This window comes from Hydrogenophaga sp. (assembly GCF_025699295.1).
In the GTDB taxonomy this organism is placed as follows: domain Bacteria; phylum Pseudomonadota; class Gammaproteobacteria; order Burkholderiales; family Burkholderiaceae_C; genus Hydrogenophaga.
This window is the reverse complement of record NZ_JAILWB010000013.1, coordinates 43,806-56,779: the sequence shown is the minus strand read 5'-3', so window position 1 is coordinate 56,779 and position 12,974 is coordinate 43,806. Positions and strand designations below refer to the sequence as shown.

Annotated in this window: 11 protein-coding genes; 7 read left to right on the top strand and 4 right to left on the bottom strand. The window is 65.8% G+C overall.

All coding sequences use genetic code 11. From position 1 onward, the window contains the following. Positions 1–64: 64 nt before the first annotated feature. Positions 65–679, bottom strand: coding sequence for a c-type cytochrome (locus K5880_RS15140; RefSeq protein WP_297653921.1), 615 nt, complete (start codon positions 677–679; stop codon positions 65–67). 104 nt (positions 680–783) lie between these two features. On the opposite strand from K5880_RS15140, the gene yihA reads away from it, so the two are divergent. Together yihA and K5880_RS15130 are read left to right on the top strand one after the other, a co-directional pair. Then, entirely contained in the window at positions 784–1,572 is a 789-nt protein-coding gene (gene yihA, locus K5880_RS15135; protein ID WP_297653916.1) for a ribosome biogenesis GTP-binding protein YihA/YsxC, read from the top strand. 30 nt (positions 1,573–1,602) lie between these two features. Continuing rightward, entirely contained in the window at positions 1,603–2,526 is a 924-nt protein-coding gene (locus K5880_RS15130; RefSeq protein WP_297653911.1) for an alpha/beta fold hydrolase, read from the top strand. 9 nt (positions 2,527–2,535) lie between these two features. Here K5880_RS15130 and K5880_RS15125 read toward each other — a convergent pair whose 3' ends face one another. Together K5880_RS15125 and K5880_RS15120 are read right to left on the bottom strand one after the other, a co-directional pair. Continuing rightward, positions 2,536–3,459: a lipid A biosynthesis acyltransferase gene (locus tag K5880_RS15125; protein ID WP_297653909.1), complete on the bottom strand. Its 924-nt coding sequence runs from the start codon at positions 3,457–3,459 to the stop codon at positions 2,536–2,538. Continuing rightward, a complete protein-coding gene (locus tag K5880_RS15120) occupies positions 3,459–4,322 on the bottom strand; it encodes a lysophospholipid acyltransferase family protein (RefSeq protein WP_366883057.1) in 864 nt (287 codons plus the stop codon). The genes K5880_RS15125 and K5880_RS15120 overlap by 1 nt, the downstream gene beginning before the upstream one ends. Before the next feature lie 172 nt (positions 4,323–4,494). Between K5880_RS15120 and metK the strand changes: the two genes are divergently transcribed. The 3 genes from metK to K5880_RS15105 all read left to right on the top strand — a co-directional run bounded on the left by metK (position 4,495) and on the right by K5880_RS15105 (position 8,788). Next, positions 4,495–5,679, top strand: a complete 1,185-nt coding sequence (gene metK, locus K5880_RS15115) for a methionine adenosyltransferase (protein WP_297653907.1) — start codon at positions 4,495–4,497, stop codon at positions 5,677–5,679. A gap of 214 nt (positions 5,680–5,893) precedes the next feature. Next, positions 5,894–7,957: a PAS domain S-box protein gene (locus tag K5880_RS15110; RefSeq protein WP_297653905.1), complete on the top strand. Its 2,064-nt coding sequence runs from the start codon at positions 5,894–5,896 to the stop codon at positions 7,955–7,957. Between the two features lie 33 nt (positions 7,958–7,990). Next, a complete protein-coding gene (locus K5880_RS15105; protein WP_297653904.1) occupies positions 7,991–8,788 on the top strand; it encodes an SDR family oxidoreductase in 798 nt (265 codons plus the stop codon). Positions 8,789–8,821: 33 nt separating this feature from the next. Here K5880_RS15105 and K5880_RS15100 read toward each other — a convergent pair whose 3' ends face one another. Continuing rightward, on the bottom strand, positions 8,822–10,573 hold the full coding sequence (locus tag K5880_RS15100; protein WP_297653902.1) for a 7TM diverse intracellular signaling domain-containing protein: 1,752 nt from the start codon (positions 10,571–10,573) through the stop codon (positions 8,822–8,824). A gap of 297 nt (positions 10,574–10,870) precedes the next feature. Between K5880_RS15100 and K5880_RS15095 the strand changes: the two genes are divergently transcribed. Both K5880_RS15095 and groL read left to right on the top strand, forming a co-directional pair. Further along, complete coding sequence (locus K5880_RS15095) at positions 10,871–11,161, top strand: co-chaperone GroES (protein ID WP_068174446.1); 291 nt, start codon at positions 10,871–10,873, stop codon at positions 11,159–11,161. A 49-nt stretch (positions 11,162–11,210) separates the two neighbouring features. After that, positions 11,211–12,860 carry a chaperonin GroEL gene (gene groL / locus K5880_RS15090; RefSeq protein WP_297653893.1) on the top strand — a complete coding sequence of 550 codons (1,650 nt, stop codon included), beginning with the start codon at positions 11,211–11,213 and terminating at the stop codon, positions 12,858–12,860. The last annotated feature ends 114 nt before the right edge of the window (positions 12,861–12,974 follow it).

Below are 12,974 nucleotides of genomic sequence, written 5' to 3'. Positions count from 1 at the left end.
AATATGAACGCCTGCTTATATTCCGGCGGGCCGCACGGGGCTCGCGGACAAGCCCGTCGGTGGATCAGCGCAAGCCGGCGATGTAGTCGGCCACCGCCTGGATCTCGCGGTCGTTCATCTTGGCAGCCACATCGGTCATCTGGGCGTTGTTCTTGCGGGTGCCGTCGCGGAATTGCCTGAGCTGCGTGGCGGTGTACTCCGCCTGCTGACCAGACAGGCGCGGGTACTGTGCCGGGATGCCCGCGCCGTTGGGGCTGTGGCAACCCGCGCAGGCAGCGATCTGGCGGTCAGCGATGCCCCCGCGGTAGATGCGCTCACCCAGCTGTACGAGGTCCTTGTCGGTGGCAGCACCACCTTTGGCCTTCTGACTGGCCAGCCAGTAGGAGATATTGCGCATGTCGTCGTCGGACAGTGCCGCGGCGAAGCCCTTCATGATGGCGTTGTCGCGCTTGCCGGACTTGAACTCCTGCAGTTGCTTGAGCAGATACTCCGGGTGCTGTTGCGCCAGCTTCGGGTTGGCCGGCGTGGTCGAGTTGCCGTCCGCCGCGTGACAGGCCACGCAGGCCTGACCATACAACGCGCCTCCCTTGGCCAGATCGGGTTTGACCGATTGCGCCTGGGCGCTGAACGACAAGGCTGCGGCAGCAGCGGCGCAAAGAAGTGAAGCGGACAATTTCATGACGGGGCGGATGTCGGGTGCGACGGGTTCGGTTTATGGAATTTCGCGGTTTGTGGGGACAAAGCCGATCAATTTTACAATGGCCCACCGGGAAAACCCCCAAAATGACCCAACGCCCCACTCCAGCCCCCCCGACCGCTTCGCCGTCTCACGACGCCCCGGGCCTCAAAGCCCCGATACCCCGAGCTGGAAAACCCCCCGTCCCCCCCAAGCGCGACCCCAAGGCCGCACACGGCTGGCTGCACACTGCCCGTTTCCTCACCACGGCGCCGCAACTGGAATTCCTGCCACCGCTGGACGTGCCCGAGGTCGCCTTCGTCGGCCGCTCCAATGCCGGCAAGTCCACCTGCATCAACACGCTCACTCAGCAAAAACGCCTGGCGTTCGCGTCCAAGACGCCCGGGCGCACGCAAAGCATCAACCTGTTCTCACTCGGCAAACAGGGCATCACCGACGCGGTGCTGGCCGACCTGCCGGGCTACGGCTACGCAGCCGTGCCACGCGAGGCCAAGCTGCGCTGGCAGCGCGTCATGGGCAACTACCTGCTCACGCGCGAGAACCTCAAAGGCGTGGTGCTGCTGATCGACCCGCGCCTGGGGCTGACCGAGCTCGACGAAATCCTGCTGGACGTGATCCGGCCACGCGTGGCGCAGGGCCTGAAATTCCTGGTCCTGTTGACCAAGGCCGACAAGCTCAACCGCACCGAATCGCAAAAAGCCCTGTCGATTGCGCGACTGCAGTCCGGCGGCGGCGAGGCGAGACTCTTTTCGGCCCTGAAGAAGCAGGGTCTGGACGACGTGGCGCTGATGCTCTGGGACTGGACGCACGGCGTCAGCACCGGAGACACCCCCATGCCCGCAACGTCCGCCGACGAACCGCCCGCGCTGGACTGAAACCATGCGGGTCCTTTTACGGATGCCCGCATGATCGAGAACTTCCAGCAACCACTGCCCCACGGCATCACGTTGAGCTGCCGCGCCGCTGGTGAGCCGGGCCGGCCCGTGCTGTTGTTCCTTCACGGGTTCCCCGAGGCCGCTTTCGTCTGGGACGAACTGCTCGAGCACTTCGCGCGCCCCGAGCACGGCGGCTACCGCTGCGTCGCACCCAACCTGCGCGGCTTCGAACGATCGAGCGCACCCGCCGAGGTTTCTGCCTACCGCGCCAGGCCGCTGCTCCAGGACCTTGAGGCGCTGGCGCTCGCCGTGACAGCAGACAGTCCCACGCCCGGACAACTCGCCGCACTGATCGCGCACGACTGGGGTGGTGCGCTGGCCTGGGGGCTGGGCGCCGCAAGGCCCGCTCTCATGCGCCGTTTGGTGATCATCAACGCGCCCCACCCGGCAACCTTCCAGCGCGAACTGGCGCATTCACCGGCGCAGCAGGCCGCCAGCGCCTACATGAACTTTCTGGCCCGACCCGACGCGGCCACTCTGCTGACGGAGAACGATTTCGCCCGGCTCTGGCCCTTTTTCACCCACATGGCGGCCGACAGCGCACCGGCCGCATGGCTCGACGAGGCCACGCGCGAGCGCTATCGCTCGGTGTGGCGCCAGGGCCTGGCCGGACCCTGCGCCTACTACGCAGCCTCGCCTCTGCGGCCCCCCACGACGAACGACCCGGGCGCGGCGGCGGTGCAGTTGCCGCGCGAGCGGGTCGTGGTCACGGTGCCCACGCTGGTCATCTGGGGACTGGGCGACACCGCCCTGCCCGCAGCCTTGCTCGACGGGCTGGACACCTATGTGGACGATCTGCGCATCGAGCGCGTGCCCGGTGCCACCCACTGGATCGTGCATGAGAAGCCCAACCATGTTGCCTCGTTGCTCAGTGCCTTTCTGGCACCGTCCTGAGCGCAGGCCTTAGAGTCCGGTGTAAAACGAGGGCTCGTTCTCCGGGCGCGTCTTGAAGCGCTTGTGCACCCAGTAGTACTGCTCGGGTGCCTCGCGGATATAGCCCTCCAGGTACCGGTTCATCGCCGCCGTGTCCTCCTGGGCATCATCCGTTGGATAGTCGACCCAGGGCGGCATCACCTTCACTTCGTAACCGTCTCGCGTGAGCCGGCTCAGCACGGGCACGACGCGTGCGCGTCCCAGCCGCGCCAGGCGAGGGAGCGACATGAGGGTGGCGGTCTGCACGCCGAAGAAGGGCACGAAGGCGGCGTCGCGCATGCCGTGGTCCATGTCGGGCAGCAGGTACAGCGGCAGCCCCTGGCGCATGGCGGCCACGAGGGGTTTGATGCCCTGGCGCTTGCCCACGACGTGGGGTTGGCCGAAGCGCTGGCGGCCCTGCGCCATCCAGCGGTCCACGTCGGCGTTGAGCTGTTCGGCATACAGCCCGCAGAAACGCCGCTCCAGGTGGGCCGTGAGTCCCGTCCAGCCCGCGTCCATGCCCACGAAATGCGGGGCGAACAGCACCGTGGGTACGTCGCCCGCGAGCGCCTGCAGGTCCCCGGTGAGCTTCAGGCGCTTGCGCACCGTCGCCAGCGGTGCCTCCCAGAGCCAGCTGCGGTCCAGCCACGCTTGCGCGAAATACACGAAGTGCCGGCGCACGGCGCGTTTGCTCTCGGCCGGGCCGCTGTCGGGGAAACACAGGGTCCAGTTGACCCGCGCGATGCGCCGCCGCCGCACGGCCACGATGTACAGCGCCTGGCCCAGCAACCACCCCAGAGCGCGCACCCAGGACAGGGGCAGGACTGCCAGCCCGCGCATGAATGCGACGCCCAGGCGGTTGGCCAGGTTGCCGGGCGGCAGGGTCGGTTCGGTGGAATCGGACGGTGAAGACATCAACGCAACGAATGGGCCGACCGGTTCGGCGTCTTGTACCGGTCGTAGGACCAGAGGTATTGGGCCGGGCATTCTCGCACCAGCGCCTCCATCGCCAGGTTGATCTGCCGGGCAGCCTCGTCGGGCTGCGCCGACAGTGGCCCGCCGTTGACAGCATCAAAGGACCGCACGTGCACGCGATAGCCCCGGCCCCAGGACAGCCGCTCGCCCCAACTCAGAAGAATCTGCACGTCTGCGGCACGGACCAGCCGCGCGGACAGGGTCATGGTGTAGGCGTCGCGCCCGAAGAACGGGGCCCACACGCCGAGCCCCGCAGGCGGCACCTGGTCTGGCAGAAGGCCTACCGCCTCGCCGGCCTTGAGTGCCTGCATGAGCTGCTTGACGCCCGACAGCGTGGTCGGGGCGGCCTGCAGGCCTGGGCGGGAGCGCGCGTTGGCCACCAGTTCGCGCAACCAGGGTTTGCGCGCAGGGCGGAACAGCACGGTCATCGGCCTGGCCGCGCCGAAACGCCGGGCGTAGGCTTGCGCGGTGATCTCGAAACAGCCCAGATGGGGCGTGAGGAAGAGAACGCCTGAGCCCGGCGTCTGGGTGGCCTCGATGAGTTCCGCGCCCGCCCATTCGATGCGCACCGGGCGCCCCAGCCACAGCCGAGGAAGTTCCGTCACTAGCTTGCCCGATTCACCCACCGAGGCCAGTGCAACGCGACGCGGGTAGCCCGCCTGCGCGGCATGCGCGAACAGGCGCCGCCGGTAGCGGGCCGACAGCGCGAAGCTCAACCAACCCAGCAGCCAGCCCATGACGTGCAGAACCGGCAACGGCAACCAGCTCAGCACTCGAAAAACACTATGGATCAGCAGGGCCAATGGAAGAACATGGGAAGAATGAAGGGAATCACCGGGCGCACTGGCTTGATTTAGAATCCCGCCATCGCCGAGTTAACGAACTAATTGCGGGGCGATTCACAAATACCGCTAAAGCGTTCGCCGAACTCTGACAGACCGGCAAACGCCGATCAAACCAGCTTGGAGTTTATACATGGCGAACGACTTCCTCTTCACGTCCGAATCCGTTTCCGAAGGCCACCCCGACAAGGTCTCCGACCAGGTTTCCGACGCCATCCTCGATGCGATCTTCGCGCAGGATCCACGCAGCCGTGTGGCCGCCGAAACCCTGTGCAACACCGGCCTGGTGGTCCTCGCAGGCGAGATCACGACCAATGCGCATGTCGACTACATCCAGGTCGCGCGCGACACCATCAAGCGCATCGGCTACGACAACACCGAATACGGCATCGACTACAAGGGCTGCGCGGTGATGGTCTGCTACGACAAGCAGTCCAACGACATCGCCCAGGGCGTGGACCATGCCTCCGACGACCACCTGAACACCGGCGCCGGCGACCAGGGCCTGATGTTCGGCTATGCCTGCGACGAAACGCCCGAGCTCATGCCCGCGCCGATCTACTACGCGCACCGTCTGGTGGAGCGCCAGGCCCAGTTGCGCAAGGACGGCCGGCTGCCCTTCCTGCGCCCGGACGCGAAGAGCCAGGTGACGATGCGCTATGTCGATGGCAAACCGCACAGCATTGACACTGTGGTGCTGTCCACGCAGCACAGCCCTGACCAGAGCGAGACGCCGCACAAGATGAAGGCCAGCTTCAACGAGGCCATCATTGAGGAGATCATCAAGCCGGTGCTGCCCAAGGAATGGCTCAAGGACACCAAGTACCTGATCAATCCGACCGGGCGCTTCGTCATCGGCGGACCGCAGGGTGACTGTGGTCTGACCGGCCGCAAGATCATCGTCGACACCTATGGCGGAGCCTGCCCACACGGCGGTGGCGCGTTCTCGGGCAAGGATCCGTCCAAGGTCGACCGCTCCGCGGCCTACGCCGCGCGCTATGTGGCCAAGAACATCGTCGCCGCCGGCCTGGCCAAGCAGTGCCAGATCCAGGTGGCGTATGCCATCGGCGTGGCTCGCCCCATGAACGTGACGGTCTATACCGAAGGCACCGGCGTGATCCCCGACGAACAGATTGCCGCACTGGTCAACGAGCACTTCGACCTGCGCCCCAAGGGCATCATCCAGATGCTCGACCTGCTGCGCCCGATCTACGCCAAGACCGCCGCCTACGGCCACTTCGGCCGCGAGGAGCCCGAGTTCACCTGGGAGCGTACCGACAAGGCACAGTCGCTGCGCGAGGCCGCGGGCCTGAAGTAGCGCGCAGGGTGCGGCCGTAGCCGCCCATCTGTGAATATTCACAGTCCCGGTTCCAGAAGCCCCGATGTATCTGCCTCGGGGCTTTTTTTGTGCATTTTTGGCCTACCGTGCCCGGCCACGCAGTTGCAATGTCCTGAATTTTTTGCCAACGTGTCCGATATGGGAGTACAAGCCATTTTCTGGTTTGCACTGCAACGACCTGGAGCCACGAACCATGGACACCTCTATCTGCCCCGACGGGATGGACGCCGCTGCACTGGATGTCGAGCAGTTGCTGGCCCTGCGAACACAAGAACTCCAGAACGCGCTGAACAGCGCGCGCGCGCTGAGCGACCAGGCCCCCTGCGGTCTGCTCACCTTCGATGCGGCGCAGCGCTGTGTGCACGTCAATCGAACACTGACCAACTGGCTGGGTCGCACGGAGCCGCCGCAGTTCATGCACGAACTCGTCGCTCCCGCCTGGCAGGACGCGCTGACCGAGCACGTGGAGTCGCTGTGTCAGAGCGGTCATGGCGACCCCGTGGAGCTTGAGATGCTGCGGCCCGACGGTCGAGCGTTTCGCGTGCGCATGGCGTCGACCCCGGTTTTCGACGCCGAAGGGCATTTCCTTCATGGCAGCGCGGTCGTGACGCTGCCGGGCGACAACGCCAGCACCGACACGCCCCCCGCCACGGCCGACAGCCTGCTGCTGAGCATCACCGACCGCATTCCCGCGCGCCTGGCCTACTACGACAAGAACCTGATCTGCCGCTTCGCCAACCAGGCGCACGCGGCACGCTACGGCAAGACGCCCGCCGAAATGGTGGGCTCGCCGCTGAGCCAGGTGGTGCGCCCGGAGATCCTCCCCGACATCCTGCCGCGCGTGGCGCAGGCGCTCTCCGGGCAGACGCAGACCTTCGAGGCCGAGCGCCTGGGCGCGGACGGCCTGCGCAACTATTTCGAGATTCACTACATCCCGGATTTCCAGAATGGCACCGTTGAAGGCATCTTCATCGAACTGCACGACATCACCGAGCGCCGCCGCACCGAGGAGTTCGTGCTACACGCCAATCAGGATCTGGAACAACGCGTGCGCGAACGCTCCGCTGAGCTGTTTGCCAGCGAGCAGCGCTACCGCCTCATGGTCGATGCGATCCAGGACTACTGCATCTATTTCGTCGACGAGAACGGCGGCATCACCGAATGGACCGAAAGCGCGCAGCGCATGCACGGCCACACCCGCTCGCAGATCATGGGCCGCTCTTACGACGTGCTGCTGGCCGGCGACAACGCGGGCGAGGACGAGGTCGACCCAGGGCAGGTGCTGCGCCTGGCCAAGGCCCACGGACAATGGGAAACGCGTGGCTGGCGGCTGCGTGAGGACGGCTCGCGTTTCTGGGCACACACCGTGCTCACCGCTCTGCGCAACGAGTCGGGCGAACTGCAAGGCCTCTCAAGCATCACGCGCGACATGACCGCAGCCAAGAGCCTGGAGGACGTGATGAACGACCTCAACCGCGAACTGGAAAAGCGCGTGGCCGAGCGCACGCAGCAACTCGTGGCCGCCAACAAGGACCTCGACGTGTTCTCGCACATGGTCTCGCACGACCTGCGCGCGCCGCTGCGCCACATTGCCAGTTTCGTGAGCCTGCTGCAGGAGCAGATGGGTGAGTCCGGCGACACGCTGGCGCTGCAGTACCAGAACTCGATCGCCAAGGCCGCCAAGCGCATGAGCCTGATGATCGAAGGCCTGCTGGAATACGCGCGACTCGGGCGAGTGACCATCACTGCGCAGCCCGTGCCGATGGCGCCGCTGCTGCACGGCGTGATGGCCCACCTGAAACAGGAGAACCCGGACCGCCGCATCGAATGGGTGGTCGAGAACGATCTGCCGGTGGTGCGCGGCGACGCCATGCTGCTGGCCCAGGCCCTGGGCAACCTGCTGGACAACGCCGTGAAATACACGCGACCCCGCGATGTGGCGCGCATCGAGGTAGGCTGGAAGGTCAACCCGGTGGGTGGGCGCACCTTCTTCATCGCAGACAACGGCGTGGGTTTCGACCTGGAGAAGGCACACAACCTGTTCGTGATGTTCCAGCGCCAGCACCACTCGATGGACTTCGAGGGCACTGGTACCGGCCTTGCGCTGTCGCAGCGCATCATCGAGCGCCATGGTGGCCGCATCTGGTCCGAGACGGCGCCTGGCGAAGGCTGCACCTTCTACTTCACGCTGCCGTTTGACGGCGCGAATCCCGAGATGGCGTTTCCCGAGTCGTCGCTGGCCGAACTCCCGGCCTGACGCCAACTTGGCGGGCACGTCGATAATCGCGGTGTGCACTCCGCCACCTCGACGCCCTCTGTCCTGTTTTCCCTGCAAGACCAGGTCGCCCTGGTCACCGGCGCGGGCCGTGGCCTGGGCCTGTCCATGGCCTGTGCACTGGCCTCCCACGGTGCCAGCGTCTGGCTCAACGGACGCGATGCGGCGGGCCTGTCCGGTGCGGTTGAGCAGGTGCAGGCCGCCGGACATGCCACTGGAGGCACTGCGCAGGCCCTGCCCTTCGATGTCACCGATGAGGCCGCGGCCAGCGCCGCCGTGCAACGGATTATTGAAGCGCAAGGCAGGCTTGACCTTCTGGTGAACAACGTCGGACAGCGCCGGCGTCTGCCCTTCGACGACTTGCCCGCGTCGGCGCTGCGCGAGCTGCTGGAGGCCAACCTGGTCTCGGCCTGGCACCTGTGCCGGGAAGTCGCGCGCCCCATGCGCGCTCAAGGCTTCGGCCGCATCATCAACGTGACCTCCATCGCTGGCCCTATCGCGCGCGCCGGGGATGCGGCCTACACCACCAGCAAAGGTGCGCTAGACGCCCTCACGCGCGCACTGGCTGCCGAACTGGGCCCGCACGGCATCAATGTCAACGCCATCGCGCCGGGCTATTTCGCGACCGACACCAACGCCGCCATGGTCGAGGATGAGGCAACCACGTCATGGCTGCGCCAGTGCAGCTCGCTCGGCCGCTGGGGCCAACCCGAGGAGATCGGCGGCGCGGCGGTATTCCTGGCGTCGCCTGCGGCGAGTTACGTCACCGGCCAGGTGCTGGTGGTGGACGGAGGCTACCTGGCCCACTTCTGAGCTGAGCGCCGAGCCCCCGGGCCGGTACGGGCGCTACGCGGTCGCGCCCTGCGGGAGGTGCAGGACCACCTTGCGCGGGTCGTCCGCGAGCTGATCGAGGGCGCGCTGCAGGCGCTCCAGCACCTGCGCGTCATCAAGGTCTTCCTCGCCCGCCTCAGGCAGTGCCGTCGACACCAGCCGGAAGCGCAGCGCTACGTCGCTCGGCAGCAGCGGGATGCGCTCCAGCCCCTTGGCCACGATGTGCTGGCCCAGCAACTTGAGGTCTTCCGGCCCTTCGATCAACAGGACAAAGCGCGCGTCCGCAATGCGGCACACGGTGTCGACATCGCGCACCACCAACGACAGGCGCGAGGCCGCCACGACCAGCGCGCGGTCACCAGCCTCGCGCCCCTCGCGCTGAACGATGTCGCCATGGTTGGACAAGTCCACCAGCACCAGCCCGCATTGATGCCCATATCGCCTGGAACGGCGCAGGGCATCGCGCAGGCGCAGGCGCAGCACGGGCGCGATCGTCAGCCCGGTCAGAGGGTCGGTGCTTTCGATGGCCCGCAGGCGCGCGCGGTTCTCGCTGAAGTCCTTGGCGCGGCGGTGCAGGATGTACAGCAGCAGCGGGATTTCGATCGCCGAGCCGATCAGCACGGCGTACTGCGTGGCCCAGCCATCCGGCAGCACGCCGGCGCTGCGCAGCGCCGGAAACGGGTAGCCCAGATGCACGGGCAGAAAACCCAGTGCCAGCCATCCCGCATAGGTTTCGCCCCTTCGCCAGGCCCAGATGCACAGGAAGAAACTCAGCAGCACCGATAACAGCCCATAGAGGTTGAGCACAAGAAAGGCCGGGCGGTTGAGCAACAGCAGGTAGGCGACGGGATAGAGCAGCCCGAACGCCGACCAAGCCAGCACAAAGCGGTCCAGCCCACGGTGGTGGCGCGAGATCGCACAGGCCTCGCGCACGAACCAGATGCCCGACCCGGTCAACCACAGCATGAACACCGCGGGCGCGGCGTCGTTCCACCAGGCCCAGTGGCCCCAGAAGAACAGCCCGCCCACCCCGGTGAATGCGGCCTGGAAGCCCAGCATGCACGCGACATAGCAGCAATACGCGATGAACGCCCGGTCACCGTACAGCCGCGCGTGCACCCACCCCAGGAAGAGCACCAGCAGGCCGAAGCCCAGATAGCCTCCCACCATCAGGAACGTCCAGTAGCGCTTGTCCTGCAACTGCTTTTCCGTCAACAGCACCAGGCGCGGGCTCAGGGACGCGGGGGTGTTTTCCAGTCGCAGCCAGAGCGGACCTGTGACTTGGGGGTTCAGTGCGAAGACGGGCGTCTGGTCCGGGTGGTCCCATTGCGACACCGGCAGGTGGTCCCCCGCCTGTTGCCGTGACCACCGGCCATCGGCACCTTGCATGTGCAGCGTGGCCCGGTTGGTGAACGCCGCCGCACTCAGCATGAGGTACCAGCGCTGCGCGTCGTCCCGGGGTGGCAGGTCCAGTCGCAGCCACAGCGCCCCCTTGCCCAGTTCGAAACTGCGGTAGCTGTCCATGGGCTGGAAGCGATCCGCCGGCAGGCCGGCCACCTCGTCGACGCCCAGTTCCCCCGAGGTGTCGATCCAGTGCCGCGCCTGCAGCGTGACGTCGCGCTCGTCGGATGTGGCCGCCACCGCGTGGGCAGGCCACAGGGCAAGACAGGCGCAGAGCAACAGCAGCACCAGGGTCATCAGGCCCCCTGAGGGCGTTGTCGGCGCGCAGGGGGCGGCCGGTTCGTTCGGGTGGTTGGGTAGGGACATGTCCGAATCGTAAGTGTTTGTGTGCGGCCCAACGAAACGCGGCCGGCGGGAATGGCAGCCCGTGGCGGCACAAGAAATGAATCGGTGGCTTTCCGCGAAAGTTGAACGACGTTGGTGCCGCGGCCAAGAAATAAAGCCGGCCGATCTTGAAAACCGCTGATCGCGCCCTTATGATTAGCACTCGCTGGCGTTGAGTGCTAACACTTTGCGCCAAGTCGATCAGCGGTATGCGCCTGCCTGCACAGGCAGGCCCCGCCGTTCTGAACAACCCCATCCGTTCCATATCCAGGAGATGCAATGAACCTTCGTCCTCTCGCCGATCGCGTGATCGTCAAGCGCATTGACAGCGAAACCAAGACCGCCTCCGGCATCGTCATCCCCGACGCCGCCGCCGAGAAGCCCGACCAGGGCGAGATCCTGGCCGTTGGTCCCGGCAAGAAAAACGACAAGGGCGAACTGTCCGCCATGAACGTCAAGGTCGGCGACCGCGTTCTGTTCGGCAAGTACAGCGGCCAGACCGTCAAGGTCGACGGCAATGAACTGCTGGTCATGAAAGAAGACGACCTCTTCGCGGTCGTCGAGAAGTAATCCTTCACTTTCTTTCACCCCCCCCAATTACTGAATCCGGAGAATCAACATGGCAGCAAAAGACGTCATTTTCGGCGGCGAAGCCCGCGCACGCATGGTTGAAGGCGTGAACATCCTGGCCAACGCCGTCAAGGTCACCCTGGGTCCCAAAGGCCGCAACGTGGTGCTCGAGCGCTCGTTCGGTGCCCCCACCGTCACCAAGGACGGTGTGTCGGTGGCCAAGGAAATCGAGCTCAAGGACAAGCTCCAGAACATGGGCGCCCAGATGGTCAAGGAAGTCGCTTCCAAGACTTCCGACAACGCCGGTGACGGCACCACCACCGCCACCGTGCTGGCCCAGGCCATCGTGCGCGAAGGCATGAAGTACGTGGCCGCCGGCATGAACCCGATGGACCTCAAGCGCGGCATCGACAAGGCGGTTGAAGCCCTGATCGCTGAGCTGAAGAAGGCCTCCAAGGCCACCACGACCAGCAAGGAAATCGCCCAGGTCGGCTCCATCTCCGCCAACAGCGACACCAGCATCGGCGAGATCATCGCCAACGCGATGGACAAGGTCGGCAAGGAAGGCGTGATCACCGTGGAAGACGGCAAGTCGCTGCAGAACGAGCTTGACGTGGTCGAGGGCATGCAGTTCGACCGTGGCTACCTCAGCCCCTACTTCATCAACAACCCCGAGAAGCAGTCCGCCCTGCTGGACAACCCCTTCGTGCTGCTGTACGACAAGAAGGTCTCCAACATCCGTGACCTTCTGCCCACGCTGGAGCAGGTTGCAAAGGCTGGCCGTCCGCTGCTGATCATTGCCGAAGACGTCGAAGGCGAAGCCCTGGCGACCCTGGTGGTCAACACCATTCGCGGCATCCTGAAGGTTGTGGCCGTGAAGGCTCCTGGCTTCGGCGACCGCCGCAAGGCCATGCTGGAAGACATCGCCATCCTGACCGGCGGCAAGGTCATCGCCGAAGAAGTGGGCCTGACGCTCGAGAAGGTCACCCTGGCCGACCTGGGCCAGGCCAAGCGCGTGGAGATCGGCAAGGAAAACACCACCATCATCGACGGCGCCGGCGCTGCCGCTGACATCGAAGCCCGCGTCAAGCAAGTGCGCGTGCAGATCGAAGAAGCCACCAGCGACTACGACCGCGAGAAGCTGCAAGAGCGCGTGGCCAAGCTGGCCGGCGGCGTGGCCGTGATCAAGGTCGGCGCTGCCACCGAAGTCGAAATGAAGGAAAAGAAGGCCCGCGTGGAAGATGCCCTGCACGCCACCCGCGCCGCAGTGGAAGAAGGCATCGTGGCCGGTGGTGGCGTGGCCCTGCTGCGCGCCCGTCAGGCCGCTGGCACCATCAAGGGTGACAACCCCGACCAGGATGCCGGCATCAAGCTGGTGCTCAAGGCCATTGAAGCCCCCCTGCGCGAAATCGTGGCCAACGCCGGTGGCGAGCCGTCGGTGGTGGTCAATGCCATTCTGGCCGGCAAGGGCAACTATGGCTTCAACGCCGCCAACGACACCTACGGCGACATGATCGAAATGGGCATTCTGGACCCGACGAAGGTGACCCGCACCGCGCTGCAGAACGCCGCTTCCGTCTCCAGCCTGATGCTGACGACCGAAGCCATGGTGGCCGAGTCCCCGAAGGACGAGGCGCCTGCTGGCGGCATGCCTGGCGGCATGGGCGACATGGGTGGCATGGGCGGCATGGGCATGTAATTGCTCCTTGCCTGAGACGCCATGCCGGCGTTGCAAGGGCTTGCCGTGGCGCTGCCACTGTCTACGCCCTTGTGCCTCATGCTGCGTCGTAGGGGTGCTTCTGCGCTGCCTGCC